Here is an 18689-nt window from a genome sequence, read left to right on the forward strand (position 1 = left end):
TGATCGCCGGTCCGCCTGTGGCTTTCCGGCCGTCCGGCGCGGGGTGGCGGCAGACTCGGCGCGGCCCCGGGCGTCGCGGCGTGCCCGTGGCACGACGGACGCCTCGACCCGGTGGGGGTGAAGATGCGCGCAGCGCTGGACACCGAGTGGTGCGGGCCGCACGTGCTCATCCGGGAGGGTGGTCGCGGGGAGCGCGAACTGCTGTCCAGCGTGCCGGGGATGCCGGGGAACCTGCTGGTCGTGGCGTCGCCGACGGTGGAACGGTCCGCGCTCGTCGACGCGGTGCTCGCGTTGCCGGGCTCGATGGGTGAGCACGCACGCGGCATCCAGGCGGTCTGGCTCGCGGCCGATCTGCCGGACGACGTCGTGCAGCAGCTTTCGGGGCGGCTGAACGCGGACGTGCTCGTGCCGCGGGGGACGCCGGTGCCGGTCGGTGGCGCCGGGGTGTACGTCTTCGACGGCGGCTGGTACCGGTTCCGGGCGTCGAGTCCGCCCTGGCGGTTCGGGGCTCGTTTTCCCGTGCCCGCCTGGGAAGCGGCGTTGCCGAGCGAGCCGATGGAGGTCGGCGGCGCGGTGGCCGAACCCGTCCCGGCGGGCCTCGCCATCCGCGGCGCGGACGACCCGCCCGCGAAGCCGGGGGACCTCGCGTACTCGGTCGTCGTGGATCCGAGGTTTCCCAAGGTGTTCCTCAGTGCGGAGAAGCCGGGCGCGGTGGCGGCGGTGCTGGACCGGTTGCCGCCCGGCGCGCACAGCAGGCTGGTGCTCGTGCCCGGTACGGCGGACGTCGTGCGGCACGACTGGCTGGCCGAGCTGGCGGTGCGGCTGGGACGGCCGGTGGTCGTGAGCACGGGCGTGCAGCTGGGCGCGGAACCCGTCGTGGTGGACGACGGGGGCAGGCCGCTGTTCCGTCCTTTCGCGACGGTGCTGCGGCAGCCGGCGGGGGCGGGGGACCAGGAGGTGCTGGACGTCGCCGGGGCGCCGGCCGGGTGGGTGCGGTGTGGTCCGCGGAGCTACCGGCCGCTGGAGCCGGGGATCGCGGAGGTGGTGGCGGATGTCGTGCCGTCGGGCCTGGTGCTGCGCCCGCGGACGGCGCCACCCGCGCGGGGCGTCGCGCCCTTCGACCCGGCGGGCTGGACCCTGCGCATCGACGGCCCGGACCCGGAACCCCTCCTGGCGGCGGCCAAGCAGCTGATCGCCGGGCTTGACGAGGACCGGAAGGCCACCCTGCGGATCCGGCCCTCCGGCGGTGAGCCGTTGGAGGGGGAGGTGCGGTCGGGTTCGGCTGCGGGGGTCGCGGAGCGGGGTCGCCGGGAGGCTGGGGCCGAGTCTCGGCTTGCTGCGGAAGCGGCGGAGTTCGAGCACCACCCGATGTCGGAGCGCATCCCTGCCGGGGAAGCGCCGGAGACCGAGGATCGCTCGAAGCAGGAATCCAGCGCTGGGGAAGCGGCGGTGGACCCTGCCCGAGATCCCGAACCTCGCCCTGCGGGGGAGGTGTCGGAGGCTCAGTCCCGGCCGAAGGCCGAGTTCCCCCGCGAGCCGGACCCGCGCGCCGCAGGGGAGGTGTCGGAGGCTCGGCCCCGCGCGAAGGCGGAACTCCACCGGGGGTCGGAATCCCGCCCGGCCGGGGAAGCACCGGAAGCCCAGCCTCGCTCGAAGCCCGCAGTCCGCAGGGAGCCGGAGTCCCGCCCGAAGCCGGAAGCCGGTTCCGCAGGGGAAGCGCGGGAGTCGCAGCCTCACCCGGAGCCGGAACTCCACCGGCAGTGGGAGTCCCACCCGGAACCGGTGCTTCGCGCAGCCGCGGAAGTGGCGGAGGCCCAGTCCCGTCCGAAGCCGGAGCTTCGCTCCGCCGCGGAGGCGCCGGAGTCGCAGCCTCACCCGGAGCCGGAACTCCACCGGCAGCGGGAGTCCCACCCGGAACTGGAGCTTCGCGCAGCCGCGGAGGCGGTGGAGGCCCAGCCCCGTCCGAAGCCGGAACCCCGCTCCGCCGCGGAGGCGCCGGATCCCGACCGGGAGCCGGAACCCCGGCCCACCGGGCCCCGCAAACCCGCCGCGCCGCCGGTCGTCACGGTTTCCGGGCCTCCCGTGCCCACCGTCTCCGGCGGGGTGAAGCGTGCGGAGCCCGAGATCCCCGCCGCCCGCAGACCCGAATCCCACCAACCGGAACCACCAGCCACGCCCGCCGTACCCGCAGCGCAGCCCAACGCAACCGCGCCCGCTGCATCGGACGACGCCGCACCGTCCACAGCACCCGCGGCCGCCACCCCACCTGCCGCGCCCACCACACCCTCCGCCCTCGCCATCCCCGACCGGGCCAGCACCGCGGCCGAGCAGGCCCGCTTCGCAGCCGCCGCAGGTGAGGCCTTCACCGAGGCCCTCGCCACCGTCAACGCCGCCCTCGCCACCTGGCCCGCCCTCCGCCAGACCGACGCCAAGGCCGACTACGTCGCCGTCTGCCTGTACCTCCACAGCGCCACGAAGGTCAACGACGCCATCCGCGCCAACCGGGCACCGGTCCTCGACGCGCACCTGCCGTGCCTCGTTTCCGGTCTGCGCCGCCTGCCCACCCACCGCCGCCCGGTGCTCCGGCAGGCCAAGGGTCGCGTCGCCGCCGAGGGTGAGTTCCTGCTCGAACCCGGCTTCCTCAACGCAACCGCCAACCTCGACGTCACCGTCCCCGGCGCCGAGTTCGACGTGTTGATCTGGCCCAGCACCGCCCGCCGCACGTCCGAACTGCTGCCCGGGCCGCTCGACGAAGTGGTGTTCCTCGCCGGCGCGCGGTTCAAGGCACTGGCCGTCCGCGAGTCCGAAGTGGACAACGCACCCCGCACTGCGGTCCTCGTCCGCGAGCTGGCTCCCGGCGAAGCGGCGGACACCGGGCTCGACGAGCGCGACCTCGCCGCCCTCGCCCGCCTCGACGCCGCACTCGCCCGGCGCAGGCAGGCCACGCTCCGCACCGTCGACGACCCCGCGGCCGCCGAGCGCCTCACCGCCCCGACCGGCGACTGGGGTGCGCCGCAACCGGCCGTCGCGGTGGCGCCATGAGGTGGCTGCCCGCAAGGGGCCGTCCCGACTGGGGGCTGGGGCACACCGCAGCCGACCGCTCCGACCGGGGACTGGAGTTGACCGCAACCGACCGCTCCGAGCGGCGCCCGGGGCAGACCGCGACTGGCCGTCTCGACCGGCATCCAGGCCACACCGCAAATGGGGGCCCCGCCCGGCACGTGGGGCAGACCGCAACCGACCCCTCCGGGCGGCGCTTGGGGCAGACCGCGACTGGCCGCCTCGACGGGCATCCAGGCCACATCGCGATTGGCCATCGCGACCGGGGGCTGAGGCATACCGCAGCCGACCGTCTCGACTGGGGCACGGGGAGCGCCGCAACTGGTCGCCGCAATCGGCGCTTGGGGCGCGCTGCAGCCGACCGCGCCGACTGGCGCCTGCGGCACATCGCAAGCGGAGGCCCGCAGCGGAACCCGCGGCACACCGCAACCGACGACCCCGCCCTGCACCCAGCGCACATCGCGACCGGCCGCCCGCAGCGAAACCCGGGGCACACCGGGACCAACGACCCCACCCCCCACCCGCGACACACCCCACCCCGCCGCCCCGGCAGCGCCATGCGCCGCCTGCCCGCGGCGCTGCTCGCCGCCGCCCTCACCCTCGGCCCCACCCTGCCCGCGCACGCCGCCACGCCACTGCCCCCGGGCGGCGGCTGCCTCCCCGCACCCCAGGGCACCGCCCCCGACATCCCCTGGCCACAGCGGCAACTCGCGCCGCAGCGGGTTTGGGACCTCACCAAGGGCCAGGGCATCACCGTCGCCGTCGTGGACACCGGCGTCGACGCCCACACGCCGCAGTTGGCGGGTCGCGTCCTCCCCGGTGCGGACGTCGCGGGCAGCGGTACGGCGGACGACGACTGCTACGGCCACGGCACGTTCGTCGCCGGGATCATCGCCGCCGCGCCCGCCCCCGGCACGGGATTCACCGGCGTGGCACCGGAAGCGACGATCCTCCCCATCCGCGTCACCTCGCCCGCCGACAGCACCCTGACCTCCACCGCGCTCGCCAACGGCATCCGGCGCGCGGTGGACGCCGGCGCCCGCGTGATCAACGTGTCCGCCAGCACCAGCGTGCCCGACGCCGGTCTCGCCGCGGCCGTGCAGTACGCCGAGGCGCACGACGTCGTCGTGGTCGCGTCCGCCGCGAACGGGGCGCAGGAGGGCGACCCCGTCACATACCCGGCGTCGTACCCCACGGTCCTCGCGGTCGGCGCGGTGGACTCCACCGGGCAGCACGCGGATTTCTCCCAGACCGGGCCGTACCTCGCGCTCGTGGCGCCGGGTGTCGACGTGGTGAGCGTCGGGCCGCGCGGTGCCGGCCAGTGGCAGGGCAGCGGAACCAGTTACGCCGCACCGTTCGTGGCGGGCACCGCCGCGCTCGTGCGGTCCTACCACCCGCAGCTGAGCGCGGCCCAGGTGCGGCACCGGCTGGAGGTCACGGCCAACCACCCGGCGGCCGCCCTGCCCGATCCGGCGCTGGGCTGGGGAACGGTGAACCCCCAGGCCGCCGTGACCGCCGTGCTGCCGGAGGAAGGCGCCGCGGGTGCGACGGTCGTCGCCCCGCCCCCGGCCCGCGCGGCCGCCGCGCCCGTGCGTGACGAGGTCGGGCCGGTGCTGGCGATCCTCGGTGTCCTCGCGCTGGTGGTGCTGATCCCCGGCGCCGTCATGGTTTCCCGCCTGTCGGCCGCAGGACGGCGACGGGGCTGGCGCCCGGCCAGGACGGCCGAGCGCCGCCCGTGATCAGTCCGCCAGCGGGGTCTGGACCAATCGCACGTTCCGCCGTCGGTTGACGAACTGCGCCCGCCCCGGCGGCAGCGTCCGCGGTCGGAGGTTACCCAGGAAAGCGCCTTCTTCCTTGGGACAGGACAGGAGCAGCGCGGGCGTTCCCAGCTCCCACAGCCGCCGGATCACCGGGTTCATCATCGACCGGCTCGCCCCCGACGTGCTGCGCGCGATGATCAGGTGCACGCCGATGTCCGCACCCTGCGGCAGCAGCGGCAGCAACGGGTCCAGCGGCCCGCCGCCCATCCCGGACTCCGCCAGCTCGAAGTCGTCCACGATGATGTACAGCCGCCCGCCCGTCCACCAGTCGCGGCGGTGCAGGCGGCTCGGCGGGATTTCCGGCCCCGGCACGCGTTTCTTCAACGCGGCGGCGGCGTTCGTGACCGACTGGGCGAGCGCGTCGGCGCTCACGGCGTACTCGATCTGGTGCTCCTGCGGGATCGAGTCGTGCAGTTCGCGCCGGAAGTCGCCGAACATGACGCGGGCCTCGTCGGGGCCGTGGTGCGCCGCGACGCTGCGGGCGATGTGGCGCAACAGGTTCGTCTTCCCCGTCTCGGCGTCCCCGTAGACGAGCAGGTGCGGCGACGCGTCGAAGTCGTGCCACTGCACGGAAAGCGCGACGTCCTCGATGCCCAGCGGCATCCGCATCTCCGCCTCGGGCGCGGGCGCGGTCGGCGCGGGCAGCTCGGACACGGTGAGCGAGTGCGGCAGCAGCCGCACCTGCGGCGCCCTCGGCGCACCCGGCACGGCGAGCGCGTCCGCGAGGTCCATCGTCGCGTCGGCGAGATCCGCGTTGTCCTGGTGGCCGTCGATGCGGGGCAGCGCGGTCAGGAAGTGCAGCTTGTCCGTCGTGATCCCGCGCCCGGGGATGGCGGGCACGGTCGCGGCGACGCGGCTGTTGACCTCCGAGTCCACCGGATCGCCGAGCCGCAGCTCGAACCGCGTGCCCAGCACGTCCCGCAGCCACGGCCGCATCTCCGACCACCGGTTCGCCGCGATCACCAGGTGGATGCCGAAGCTCAGCCCCCGCGCGGCGAGTTCGCTGAACCGGTCCTCGATCTCCTCGAAGTCCTGCCGGATCGAGTACCAGCCGTCCACCACGAGGAACACGTCGCCGTACGGGTCCTCGTCGAGGAACCGGCCCTCGCGTCGAGCCCGGCGGTAGCTGGCCATGGAGTCGATGGTGTGCTTGGCGAACAACGCCTCGCGACGCGCCAACAGGTTCACCATCTCCAGCACGGTGCGCGTCACGCGGTCGCGGTCGAGGCGGTTCGCCACGCTGCCGACGTGCGGAAGCTTCGACAACGCCGTGAGGGTGCCGCCGAAGTCCAGGCAGTAGAACTGCACCTCGGCGGCGGTGTGGGTGAGCGCCAGCGAGCTGATCAGCGTACGCAGCAACGTGCTCTTGCCGCTCTGCGGACCACCGACGACGGCCACGTTCCCCTTGCTGCCCGCAAGATCCGCAGTCAACAGCTCACGCCGCTGCTGCGCGGGCAGATCGACCAGTCCAACCGGGACGGACAAAGTGGACGTCTGCAGCTCACCCGCCGGACGCGGGCCCAGCTCCGGATCGTCGACCAACGGCGGCAACAGCTGGTCCAGCGTTGGCGCCTGCTTCAACGGCGGCAGCCACACCTGGTGCGCGCGCGGACCGACGCCCCGCAGGCGCTCGATCAGCACGTCCAGCATCGCCTCGGTTTCCTCCTGCTCCGCCACGGGTTCCGGCTCGGGCTCCGGTTGCGCGGGCAGGGGCACGTAGTCGGTGCCGAACGCGACCACGTGCTGGTCCACCGATTCCCGGTGCTGCACCCGCCGCTTGCTGCGGTACGGCCCGGACGAGTACGCGCCCTTGAACCGGATCAGCGTCTGCGTGTCGGGGCGCAGGTAGCCGTTCCCGGGGCTGTTGGGCAGTTCGTACGCGTCCGGAACCCCGATCACGCTGCGGCTTTCCATCGCGGAGAACGTGCGCAGCCCGATCCGGTACGACAGATGGGTTTCCACCTTGTGGATGCGCCCCTCGTCGAGCCGCTGCGACGCGAGCAGCAGGTGCACGCCGAGGCTCCGGCCCAGCCGCCCGATCATCGCGAACACGTCGATGAACTCCGGTTTGCTGGACAACATCTCGCTGAACTCGTCGATCACGATGAACAACGCCGGCATCGGCTCCAGCTGCGCGCCCTGCGCCCGCGCGGCCTCGTAGTCGCGACGGGACGCGTAGTTCCCCGCCGCGCGCAGGTGTTCCTGGCGCCGGTTCAGCTCGCCGGTGAGCGCGTCCTGCATGCGGTCCACCAGCTCCAGCTCCTCGGCGAGGTTGGTGATCACCGCCGAGGTGTGCGGCAGCTGGTCGAACCCGAGGAAGGCGGCGCCACCCTTGAAGTCGACGAGGATGAAGTTCAGGTCCTCCGACGAGTGCGTGGTCGCCATCGCCAGCACGAGCGTGCGCAACAGCTCGCTCTTGCCGGAACCCGTTGCGCCGATGCACATCCCGTGCGGCCCCATGCCGTCCTCGGCGGCCTCCTTGATGTCCAGCTCCAGCGGTTTACCGCTCGCGCTGATGCCGATCGGCACCCGCAGCCGCCGTTTGCTGTTCATCCGCTCGCGCCGGTACTTCACCGGGTCGAACGTGCGCAGGTCACCGAGCCCGAGCAGGCCGGCGAGGTCGTAGTCCACGGCCAGCGGTTCCTCGGCCTCGGCCGCCTCGCCGATGCGGAAGCGCGCCATCGTCCTCGCGAGCGCGGCCGCGGCGGTGGTGCTGAGGCTGTCCGGGCGGCACAGCGGACGGCTGTGGGGCTTGCCGAGGCGGTCGAACGACACCGTGCTCACCTGCTCGGCGTCCACCTCCAGGAACAGCGCCCCGGGGCGGGACTGCCACGGCAGGCAGCCGGAGACGTCGAGCACGACCGCGTTGCGGTAGCCCTCGTCGGCGGCGCGGTGGTCGTCGGCGACGGCGATGCCGTCCAGCAACAGCACGACGAACGGCTCGGATGCGGTGACCGGGCTGCCCGCCTCGAACCGCGGCCGGGAGGTGAAGGCGCGCCCACCGAGCATCGACTCCGCCTCGGCGACGCTCCCCGCGACCAGCCGCCGCGGGCCCGCCGCGTCCCGGTTCTCCGGATCCTGGTTGTGCGGCAACCACTTCAGCCAGTCCCAGCGGTCACGCCGGTCCTCGCTCGCGCACACGACGATCCGCACGTCGCCCGGCGCGTGTGCGGTGGCGAGCTGCCCGAGCACCGCCCGCACCAGACCGAGCACGGCGTCGTCGTCCCCGTTGAACTGGATCTGCGCGAAACCCCGCAGGTAGACCGCGATCGGCGAGTTCGGCAGCGTCGAGTACGCGCGCAGGAACCGGCGCAAGGCGTGTGCCGACAACGGTTCCAGGTCCTCGACGGGTTTGGTGTCCGGCGGCACGAGCCGCAGGGCGGAGCGCTGCGTGCCGAGACCGATGCGGACCTCGCCGAAGTCGTCGTGGGTGGGCCGCCGCTCCCACAGCCGGTAACCGAGCGCGAGCGACCACAGCGACCGCGGGTCCGGGTGGATCCAGCGCGCCGCCTGTTGTTGCTGGGTCAGGGAACGCCGCACCCGGCCGCGCAGCTGTGCCAGGTACCGCAGGTAGTCACGCCGGTGCCCGTGCAGCTTCTGCTTGTGGGTCACGGAACTGCGCAGCAGCTGCACGACGAGCATGCCGATCACGGAGAGCACCATGAGCCCGCCGCCGATGTAGGCGAGCACGCCCGAGCCGGGGCGCACGAACATCAGCACCATCGCCAGCGAGCCCAGCCCCATCGGCGCGTACATCAGCACCGAGCTGATCCCGCCGCCGATGTCCTCGGGGACGACGGGCGGCTCCTGGATCACGACCTCGTCGGCGGGCGCAGGCGGCTTCGGGCGCCGGGCGCGCCGGGTGAACAGCACCGTGCTCACGCGCTCTCCCTTGGTGAGTGGACTTCCCCTGATCCCGGTCACCACGCCCGCCGGACCCCGGATGAAGGGGACCGCGTGGCTAGCTTCCGGACGGGTCGCGGTCTCAAGCCCTGGCAGGAAGGACCACTGACGCCGGATGTCCGTATCGAAGGAGTTGCCCACCACCGGAGAACGTCCACAGCATCGCACAACCGCGTCGGGAAGGCTACGGTTCGTCCTCGGCGGCCGCGCGATCGACGTGGCGCTCCCGGTCGAGGTACCGCTGGCCGAACTGCTGCCCGCGGTACTGCCGCAGTTCGGCGCCGAATGGGTGGAACAGGGCGCCGACCACGAAGGCTGGGTCGTGCAACGGCTCGGCGAAGCCCCGCTCGACGAGGACCGCACCCCGGCCGAGCTCGGGCTGCTCGACGGTGAGACCGTCTACTTGCGACCGAGGGCCGACCAGCTGGCGCCGATCGACTACGACGACCTGGTCGACGGCGTGGGCGAGCAGGTCAGGGAGCACCCCGGCGCGTGGACGCCCGCGCGCACGCGCGTGATGCTGCGCATCGGGGCGGCGGTGTTGCTGCTGCTCGGGATCCCGCTACTGGCGGGGGCGGGCGCGGACGCGCTGACCGCGTCGCTCGGCGGGTTCGTGACGTTCGCGCTGCTCGCGGGCAGTGCGCTGGTGGCGAGGGGCGCGGCGGAACCGGTCGTCGCGACGATCCTCGCCGGAGTCGCAGCCTGTTACGGCGCGCTGTCCGGCGTGCTGCTGGTGTTCATGATGGACCCCGTCGCGACCGGCATGATGGCGTTGACGTGCGGTGCCGCGGGTGCGTTGCTGGCACTGGTACTGGGCCTGCTCGCGGTCGCCGACTCGGCGGCGTTGTTCGCGGCCGGGATCACCACGACCGCGGCACTGGTCGTGCCGGGACTGGTCGGCTCGGTCAGCCCCGCGTCTCCGCAGCAGGCCGCCGCGATCGGCCTCGTCGTCACGCTGCTGGCCGGGATCTTCGTACCCGCCACGGCGTTCCGGCTGTCCGGGCTGACGCTGCCGATGCTGCCGACGAGCGCGGCCGAACTCACTGAGGACATCGATCCCGTGCCGTACCAGGTCGTCATCGACCGCGGCGCCGCGACGGTGGGCTACTCGCGGGCGCTGCACGTCGGTCTGGGGCTCGCGCAGACCCTGTTGCTGCCGATGCTGGTCGTCGACGGTGACGGCTGGTTGATGGCGTTGTCCCTGGTGATCGCGTTCCTGCTGTTCCTGCGGTCCCGGCACCCGGACGGGATCGTGCAGCGGTGGGCGGTCCTGGTCCCCGCTGGCGTGACCGTGGTCGCGAACCTGCTGCGTCTCGCTGTCGGGCAGGACCTGCTTGAACGGCTGCTCGCGCTGTGGTTCTCCGCTGTGGTCGTCGGCGTGCTGCTCCTCGTGCTGGGCAACTACCTGCCGGGGCGGCGGTTGCGGCCGTACTGGGGCCGCGCGGTGGACATCCTGGAGTCGGTGACGGCGGTGGCGGTGCTGCCGGTGTTGTTGCAGGTGCTGCACGTCTACGCCTTCGTGCGGGGATTGAGCGGCTGATGCAGTCGCGCAAGGACCAGGTACAGGCCTACTTCTTCGTGGTGGGCCGGCTCGTGGCGGCCGTGACGCACGGCAGCCCGGACCGGCTGGAGAGCCCGAACCGCAGGCTCAACACCGGTGTCGTGATGGGGTTCCTGCTCGCGGCGTTGCTGGTCGCGGTGTTCGGCATCTACGGGTTGTTCGTGCCCGGCGGCGACACGTCCTGGCGGCAGGCCGGCACCATCGTGATGGACAAGAGCACCGGCGCGCGGTACGTCTACCTCGACGGACAGCTGCGCCCGGTGCTCAACTACGCCTCGGCCCGGCTCGTGGCCGCCAATTCCGGCGGCGCGGTCGTGTCGGTCTCGCGCAACTCGCTGGCCGGAACACCGGTGGGGCAACCGATCGGCATCGCGGGCGCGCCCGATTCGGTGCCGACGGCGGGAAATCTCACCAGCGGAGCGTGGACGGTCTGCGTCCAGCAACCACTCACGCCCAGCGGCACCCCCGTCGTGACCGTCCTGCTGGCGCAGCGGGAAAGCGCACCGCTCGGGACCGGGCAAGCACTGCTCGTGTCCACACCAGACGGTGCGACGTGGCTGCTGTGGCAGGGAAGGCGGCACCGCGTGCCGGAGCGGTGGGCGCTGGACGCGCTCGGCTACGGCGGGGTGCCCGCGACGCCGGTGACGACCAGCTGGCTCAACCCGATCCCGGCCGGACCGGACCTCGCGGTCCCCCAGCTCGGCCGGGTGGGCCAGCCAGGGCCGGTCGTCGACGGGCGGCCGAGCGTGATCGGCCAGGTGTACGAGGTGCGCAACCCGGCGATCGACGCCGACCAGCTGTACCTGGTCCGCGGCGACGGGTTCGTGCCGCTGAGCCGGACCGCGGCGGCCCTCGTCCTCGCCGCACCCGTGACCAGGCAGGCGTACCACGACGGGCCGGTGGCGCCGATCCAGGTCGGCCCGGGTGCGCTGACCGGCGTGCCCGCGACGGGAACCATCGGCGACGGACTGCCACCGGTGCCGCCGGAGTTGCTGACCCCGCCGAACGGAACGGTGCCCTGCCTCCGGTACGACCCGAAGGCGAACGCCACCACCGTCGAGCTGCTCGCACAGTCGCAAGTGGACTCCGATGCGATGCCGGTCGCCCGGCACGTCGCGGGCACGATGGCGGACCGCGTGGTGATTCCGGGCGGAACCGGTGTGCTGGCAAGGGAACTGCCTGCTCCCGGCGCGACGCCGGGAGCGGCGTACCTGCTGACGGACACGGGCGTGCGGTTCCCGGTCGCGGACGCGAACGCCATGGCGGCGTTGGGGTACAGCGATTCCGACGTGGTTCGGCTGCCCGCGGAGCTGCTCGCGCTGCTGCCCACGGGCCCGGTGCTGAGCATGCAGGCCGCGTTGCAGAACCAGGGACCGGCTTCCTGAGGGGATTTCCTCAGGTCCGCGTTCCGGCGGGAATTTCCCGTCGCCGCGCGGACCGTCCGCAATAACTTGGTCCACGTAGGGCACGACGCGAATTTCCGGGAGGTAAAGACCGGTGTCACACAGCAACACTGCATTCGACAAGGCGCAGATCGACGCGCAGGCGCAGCGCCACGTGGACATGGCGCAGGACATCGCGCAGCAGCTGGAGAACCTGCACGTCGAGGTGCAGAACACCCTGCAGGGCAGCAGCAGCCAGATGACCAAGGCGCTCGAGCAGGTCTACACCTCCTGGAAGGAGAACGTGAAGAAGGTCGTTCTCGACAACATGAACCTGATGGCCGAGGCGATGAAGGCCGAGGCGAACAACCAGGAGATGCAGGACACCGACAACACCAGGGCGATCATGAACACCGTTTCGCCGGTGGGGTCGTTCCTCGGCGGCTGAGCCCGCTGAAAGCGCTTATCCAGACGGTACAGAAAGGACTTCATCGTGGCGGACGGCCTGATCACCTACGACTACACGGTCATCGAGAACTGCATCGGCGTCATGAAGCGCAAGGTGCAGGAGATCGAGCAGCAGACGCAGGACCTGCAGCACCAGGTGCAGACGCTGATGGGCACCTGGGAGGGCAGCACGGCCAGCACCTACAACAACACGGCCAACGACCTGCGGGCCGAACTCGAGCGCAGCAACCAGAACCTCGACCTCACCAAGACCGCGCTGCAGAACGGCTCGGACGGGATGAAGTCGACCGACAGCCGCGGCAGCAAGAGCCTCGCGCTGTGACCGCGTGCCGGGCCGGCCACCCCGGCCCGGCACGGTTCTCCCCGTCCACCAACGCATCCGGGAGCGAGCATGTCCGACAAGACGGCTTTCAACAGCGACGCGATCAAGGAGTCGGCGAACCGGCTCGGCTCCATCATGGACGACATGTCGGCGTTCGACGAGCTGAAACCGCAGTGGCCCAACGCGGGGCACTTCGACACGGCGCAGTGGCTCGAACGGGTCGTCGACGACCGGCGCAACGGCGTGGTCGCCCACGCCGAGCGGCTCAAGATCGTGCTCAACGACCTCAAGACCAACCTCACCGCGATCGCGGAGGACTTCACCAGCACGGACGGCGACAACGCGGGGAAGATCAAGTCCCGCGTCGACACGATGGAGAGCACGATCTCCAGCGACGTCACCTCGCTGTCGCAGAACACGGAGAACGAGCAGCACAACTTCAGCGGTGGCCCGGAAAAGCCGGAGGAGAACAACTCGGACGGCGACGGGTACGACGACGTGCTCAAGCCCGCCTGATCCCCTCGGTGAGGACACTTCCCCATGGCTGACACCCCCAGCACGGCCGACCTCGCGGTCGGCTCGTACGTTTCGTCCGCGCCGATGCTCGACGTCGACCAGTACACCGACTGGAAGCAGATCGACGCGGCGACCGCGGACCTCACGCACAACGGCGCGGCGGACGGGGAGCATGCCGGGCTGTCCAGCAACAAGACCGCCGAGGCGTGGTACAAGCTGGAAGCCAGCATGAACAAGGCCACGCAGCGGCTCGGCGAGATCAACGAGGCGATCGGCAAGGAGATCAAGAGCCTCAAGGACTCGTTCCAGGGCGAAGCGGGTGACGCCTTCAACACCTACGCCACGAAGGTCCTCAACGAGAGCGAACAGCTCTGGCACACGCTGAACGACACGAAGTACGGCACCACGATCGGCAACATCGGGCACGCCATCCAGGACTTCTCGGCGAAGTGGTGGGCCGCGGTCGACGAGGCGCACCGCAAGGAGCAGGAGGTCAAGAAGGCGAACGTGGCCGCCGCGATCGTGATGATCTACGCGGCCCCGTCGCACGCGGGCGAGGCGCTGGTGTGGCTCGCGGGCGCACAACAGCGCGCGCACGACGAGTCCGAGAAGGCGTTGCTGCAGAAGCTGCGTGAGCTGCTGAAGAGCCTGTGCACGCAGTACTCCGAACGCGGGCAGGACCTCGGCGCGCTGCACATCGCGCTGTCCTCGCCGGCCGGCGGCGCCGGTTCCGGCGGCTCGAAGGGTGACGGTTCCGGCGACAGCTCCGGCGACTCGAAGGGCGACGGTTCGAAGGGCGGCGACGACGATTCTTCCGACTCGGATTCTTCGGACACGGATTCTTCGGATGGGGATTCTTCCGACTCGGACTCTGCCGGCGCGGGTTCTTCCGGCGCGGGTTCTTCCGGTCAAGATGGCTCCGCAGACGATTCTTCAGGCAAAGACTCTTCCTCGAAAGATAAATCCGACAGCGCCCGCAACAAGGCCCTCGACGACGCGAAGAACGCGGCGAACAAGGCCATCGACGATCTGAAGGGCGGCAGCGGGAACCCGGCGACGGAGTCCGGCGGCCCAGGGGAGTCCGGCGGCTCGAGCGGTGCCTCGGGTGGTTCCGGTGACGACAGCGCCCGGGGCAAGGCGCTGAACGACGCGAAGAACGCCGCGGACAAGGCCATCGACGACCTGGCGAACCAGACCGACGACCCCGATCGCAAGAAGGCGCTCGAAGACGCGAAGAACGCCGCTGACAAGGCGATCGACGGCCTCGCCGGTGGCGCCGGGGACACCGCGGGCGCGGACGGGACCGCGGGCGGCGGCGCGGGCACCGGCTCCGGCTCAGGCACGGGCTCGGGTGCGGGCGGCGACTCCGGCGATGCCGCACGTGAGAAGGCCCTGCAGGACGCGAAGAACGCGGCCGACGAGGCCATCGACGGACTGACCGGCGGCGCGGGAGATTCCGGCGTCGGCGGCACGTCCGGCTCGGGCGACACCGGTGCGGGCAGCGGCGGCGCCGGTGACACGGGCAGCGACACGGGTAGCGGTGGCACGGGCGGTGCGGGCGCGGTCCCGTCGATCCCGAACAGCTCCAACGGCGCGAGCAACGCCGACAAGGAGCGTCAGAAGGCCCTGCAGGACGCGAAGAACGCCGCCGACAAGGCGATCGACAGCCTCACCGGCGGCGGCACGTCCGGCGGTGGCGACACGTCCGGTACCGGCGGCGGGACATCCGGCACTGGCGGCGGGACGCCCGGCTCCGGGAGCGGGACGTCCGGTTCCGGCGGCGGAGGGAGCCTCCCGGCGACCGAGTCGAGCGGCGTGAGCCCGGAGGCGCAAAAGGCGTACGACGACGCGAAAAAGGCCGCTGACCAGGCGATCGACAGCCTCGGCAACCCGTCCACCGAGTCCGGCGGTCCCGGCGGCACGAGCCCCGAGGCGCAAAAGGCGCTCGAGGACGCGAAGAAGGCCGCCGATCAGGCCATCGACAGCCTCGGCAACCCGACCGACGGCACCGGCTCCGACGGCAGCGGCACCGGTTCCGGCACAGGCGACCCCGGCACCGGCGCGGGCAATGGCTCCGACCCAGGCACCGGCTCCGGCGACACCGGCCACGGCAGCGGCACCGGCGACACCGGCCACGGCGGCGGCGCGGGCTCCGGCGGCGCCACCGACGATCCCGCCCGGCAACAAGCCCTCGACGACGCCAAGAAGGCCGCCGAGCGAGCCATCGACAGCCTCACCAACCCGGCGAACGGCGGCCACCCGAGCATCGCCGACGCGAAGCACGCCGTCGACAAGGCGCTCGACAGCCTCGGCAGCCAAGCGGGCGACGACCCCACCCGCCGCCAAGCCATCGAGGACGCCAAGGCGGCAGCCGACAAGGCGCTCGACAGCCTGTCCACTTCGGACGGTCCGCAGTCGCTGGACGCGGCGAAGGACGCGGCGGACAAGGCCATCGGCTCCCTGGCCGACCCCGGCACGGCGGCCGACCAGCGCGACCACGCGTTGCAGCAGGCCAAGGAGGCCGCCGACAAGGCGATCGACTCCCTCACCGGCGGCTCCTCCGAACTCGAGGACTTCCTGTCAGGCCAGGGCAACCCGACTTCCGACGCCTTGCACCAGGCACAGGACGCCATCGACAAGGCCATCGAGGACATCCCCGGCTTCGACGGCACCGGCGCGACCGCCGACGCCCTGCACGACGCCGAGGACGCCGTCAACCAGGCCATTTCCGGGCTGCCCGGCTTCGACGGAGCGCCAGGCGGCGGCGGTGGTGTTCCGGACGTACCCGGCGGCGGTGGCGGGGTCGGTGGTGGCGGCCACCTGGGGGCGACCCTCGACACCGACGTGGCGCGACAGCAGGGCCTCACCGTGCCAGGCACCTCGAGCTTCGCCCAGGCGGCGACGCCCGCGATTCCGAGTTCCCCGCTGTCCGCGATGACGCCCGCGACGTCCGGGATGCCGATGTCCCCGATGGGCATGGGCGCCGGGATGGGCGGTCAGCAGAACCGGGAGCGGGAACCGCAGATCTGGCTGCAGGCCGACAAGGACACGTGGGAGGAGGACTCCGATTCCCCGCCACCGCCCGTGCTCGGACGGAGCTGATCGATGATCGACCCCACGACCGTCCCGATCGACGACCCCGCACTGGACCGGCTCACGTTCGACCAGCTGGTGCAGTTGCTCACCGAGGTCCAGCCCGACGTGTTCTACCGGGAGGCCGCGGCGTTCGACCGCGCCGCGGACCGGTTGCGCGAGGTGCTGGACCAGTTCCGCGCGCAGGCACGCGCCGTGCAGGAGAACTGGACGGGCACCAGCTCGGACCGGTTCGTCGAGGTGCTCGACGAGGTCTCCGGCGACGTGACGCTGCTGCTGCAGTCCATGCGGGAACCCGGCTACGGCAACCAGTTGCGCCTGGTCGGCGACGCGCTCGCGAACGCCCAGCAGCGGTTGCGCGACCTGCAGAACCACCGTGCCGCCACGCCGCCGACCCCGGAGTCGGAACAGCAGTTCACCGCCGACGCGCGGCGGATTCTGCACGACCTCGCCGTGGCGTACCGGGACCTCGGGCTTTCGCTCACGGAGCTGCCCGGTGGACAGCCGCACTCCGCCCCTCCGGAGGACGTGAACCTCCCGACGCAGACCAGTGAGGGCAACACGCTGGTGGCTTCGCCGGTGCTGCACCGGCCGCTGCCTGAACAGTTCGCAGGCGCAGGTGGGACGACGGCGTTCACCCCCGGCGGTTTCTGGCAGCGGTGGGATTCTTCCGACGGTTTTTGGTCGTCGTCGCAGGACGGGACCGGCGAGGTGCTGCAGTCCGGCGTCGTCGGTGTGCCCGAAGCGGGCGGTGGCGCGTCGACCGCTGGCGCCTCCCCGGCGGTGTTCTCACCAACGGGCGGTGGCTGGGGACTGTCGGTGGCGACAGGCGCTGTCGGCGGCCCGCGCCGCACGCCCTTGAAGGCGACCGTCACGGAGGAGGCCGTGGGCAGCACCCCGGTCCTCGGCAGGAAACAGGAACGGGAGGAGCGCCGCGAGCGCCCCACGACAGTGTCCACTTCGGACGCCCAGCGGCCCGAGACCGTGTCGGCTGAGCCCAAGTTGCGGATGTTCGCTGCGGCGACCCTGTCCGCGACCGCCGATGACGTCACGACCCTGTCGGCGACTACGACCAGCTCGTCCACCCCGACGCCGAACCCACCCTCGACGCTGTCGGCGAAGGCCTACGTTTCCGCTTCGTCCCCCACGCCGCCGCCGGCCCCCAGCGCCAGCGCGACCACCGGCGCCACGCCACCGACCCCCGGCACTACACCACCGACCCCCGGCTCCACGCTGCCGACTCCCGGAACCACGCCACAGACCCCCGGCTCCACGCTGCCGACTCCCGGCGCGACCACTGGCCCCACGCCACCGAACCCCACCCCAACCCCAGCAAGCGCTTTCTCACCAAGCACCGCGACCCAAAGCCTGGCCGCAACCCCGGGCCACACCCCCGCGGCAACGCCCGTCCACGCATCCGTGCCGTCGAGCCCCGCGGCAGCCGAAGCCGCCCGGGCCACGGCCACCCCGGTCGACCGCCCCGCGGAGGTCCGCCCGGTCGCCGCCGTCGAGGCCGCGCGGCCCGGGGCCCCGCCGGTCACCATCCGTCCCGCGTTCGCCGAGCCGCCCCCGGCGTACCCCCTCGGCGCGGCACAGCAGTTCGGCGCGACCGGCACGTCGGCGGGGGCGCACCCGATGGCCCCGCTGTCGTACCTGCCGGGGGTGAACCACCACGGCGAACGGCAGTACGACGTCGCGCTCGGCGCCGACCGCGGCGCGTGGGACTTCGACGACGGCGCACCACCCGTGCTCGGCAAGCCCGAGTGAGACAGCAAGGAGACGACGATGGCCGACTGGACAGGGCAGGGCGAGCTGGACGCCGCGATGTCGCTGCTGGAGAAGGAACAGCGCAGGCTCAAGGAGTTGAGCCGGATGTGGCAGGAGGAACGCACGACGGTCCACGCGAAGGACCGTTCGCTGTCGATGACGTTCGACGGGCGTGGCGAGCTGGTCGACATGGCGTTCAACGGGTCGAAGTACCGCACGATCGCACCGGCGGAGCTCGCGCACCTGATCGTCGAAACGCTGCGGCAGGGGCGCGCGCAGTCGGTCGAGAAGATGAGCAGGCTGATGGGCTCGGACGCGCTGCCCGGCGTCGACATCGCGGGGCTGGCTACCGGGAAGGTGGACGTGAACGAGGTGCTCGAGTCGCTGGTGGCGCCGATGCTGAACGGGGTCGCCGACGACGGGGTGCTCGGCAAACCCGCCCGCCGCACGGGGGAGACCTACGGTGGCTGAGAAGTTCTTCCTCGATCCCGCCGCGCTCGCCAGGGAAACGCAGGCGCTGCGCGGCACGGGACGGCGCCTGAGCGTGGCGGTCGAAAAGCTGAACGCGGTGCTGGACCGGCACGACGGCTGCTGGGGCAAGGACGACATCGGCGAGGCGTTCGAGAAGAACTACGCCGCGTCGGCGAGGGAAACCCGTGGCTACAACAAGGACGCGGCGGACGGGATCGTCCAGGTGAGCGACGACCTGGACAAGGATTCGGAGCTCTTCCAGAGCGTCGACGAGGACAACGCCGAGCGGATCGACCGTTCGCAGCAGTGAGATCGGGAGGGGGACA

12 protein-coding genes are annotated in these 18689 nt (G+C 72.1%); 11 read left to right on the forward strand and 1 reads right to left on the reverse strand.

Going from position 1 to position 18689, the window contains the following annotated elements; translation table 11 throughout:
• Positions 1 to 123: 123 nt before the first annotated feature.
• Complete coding sequence (locus BMZ92_RS22225; protein WP_143249921.1) at positions 124 to 3042, forward strand: hypothetical protein; 2919 nt, start codon at positions 124 to 126, stop codon at positions 3040 to 3042.
• 575 nt (positions 3043 to 3617) lie between these two features.
• Positions 3618 to 4799, forward strand: coding sequence for a type VII secretion-associated serine protease mycosin (gene mycP / locus BMZ92_RS22230; protein WP_091510871.1), 1182 nt, complete (start codon positions 3618 to 3620; stop codon positions 4797 to 4799).
• Here the strand turns inward: mycP and eccCa are convergent, their stop codons facing one another.
• On the reverse strand, positions 4800 to 8762 hold the full coding sequence (gene eccCa, locus BMZ92_RS22235) for a type VII secretion protein EccCa (protein ID WP_091510874.1): 3963 nt from the start codon (positions 8760 to 8762) through the stop codon (positions 4800 to 4802).
• Between the two features lie 136 nt (positions 8763 to 8898).
• Between eccCa and eccD the strand changes: the two genes are divergently transcribed.
• The 9 genes from eccD to BMZ92_RS22280 all read left to right on the forward strand — a co-directional run bounded on the left by eccD (position 8899) and on the right by BMZ92_RS22280 (position 18673).
• The gene (eccD, locus tag BMZ92_RS22240) at positions 8899 to 10323 is read left to right on the forward strand and encodes a type VII secretion integral membrane protein EccD (protein WP_091510876.1); all 1425 of its coding nucleotides are present in this window, start codon (positions 8899 to 8901) and stop codon (positions 10321 to 10323) included.
• The gene (gene eccB / locus BMZ92_RS22245; protein WP_091510878.1) at positions 10323 to 11729 is read left to right on the forward strand and encodes a type VII secretion protein EccB; all 1407 of its coding nucleotides are present in this window, start codon (positions 10323 to 10325) and stop codon (positions 11727 to 11729) included. The genes eccD and eccB overlap by 1 nt, the downstream gene beginning before the upstream one ends.
• A 112-nt stretch (positions 11730 to 11841) precedes the next feature.
• Positions 11842 to 12174: a hypothetical protein gene (locus BMZ92_RS22250; RefSeq protein ID WP_091510881.1), complete on the forward strand. Its 333-nt coding sequence runs from the start codon at positions 11842 to 11844 to the stop codon at positions 12172 to 12174.
• 45 nt (positions 12175 to 12219) lie between these two features.
• On the forward strand, positions 12220 to 12516 hold the full coding sequence (locus BMZ92_RS22255) for a WXG100 family type VII secretion target (RefSeq protein ID WP_091510884.1): 297 nt from the start codon (positions 12220 to 12222) through the stop codon (positions 12514 to 12516).
• Between the two features lie 69 nt (positions 12517 to 12585).
• The gene (locus tag BMZ92_RS22260) at positions 12586 to 13032 is read left to right on the forward strand and encodes a hypothetical protein (RefSeq protein WP_091510886.1); all 447 of its coding nucleotides are present in this window, start codon (positions 12586 to 12588) and stop codon (positions 13030 to 13032) included.
• Positions 13033 to 13056: 24 nt separating this feature from the next.
• Positions 13057 to 16134, forward strand: a complete 3078-nt coding sequence (locus tag BMZ92_RS22265) for a hypothetical protein (RefSeq protein WP_091510889.1) — start codon at positions 13057 to 13059, stop codon at positions 16132 to 16134.
• A 3-nt stretch (positions 16135 to 16137) separates the two neighbouring features.
• Positions 16138 to 17892, forward strand: coding sequence for a WXG100 family type VII secretion target (locus BMZ92_RS22270; protein WP_091510890.1), 1755 nt, complete (start codon positions 16138 to 16140; stop codon positions 17890 to 17892).
• Between the two features lie 18 nt (positions 17893 to 17910).
• Positions 17911 to 18363 carry a YbaB/EbfC family nucleoid-associated protein gene (locus BMZ92_RS22275; protein ID WP_091510893.1) on the forward strand — a complete coding sequence of 151 codons (453 nt, stop codon included), beginning with the start codon at positions 17911 to 17913 and terminating at the stop codon, positions 18361 to 18363.
• Entirely contained in the window at positions 18356 to 18673 is a 318-nt protein-coding gene (locus BMZ92_RS22280) for a hypothetical protein (protein ID WP_091510894.1), read from the forward strand. The genes BMZ92_RS22275 and BMZ92_RS22280 overlap by 8 nt, the downstream gene beginning before the upstream one ends.
• Positions 18674 to 18689: the final 16 nt, after the last annotated feature.

Origin of the sequence: Amycolatopsis sacchari (assembly GCF_900114035.1) — a bacterium.
GTDB classification, from domain to species: Bacteria; Actinomycetota; Actinomycetes; order Mycobacteriales; family Pseudonocardiaceae; genus Amycolatopsis_E; species Amycolatopsis_E sacchari.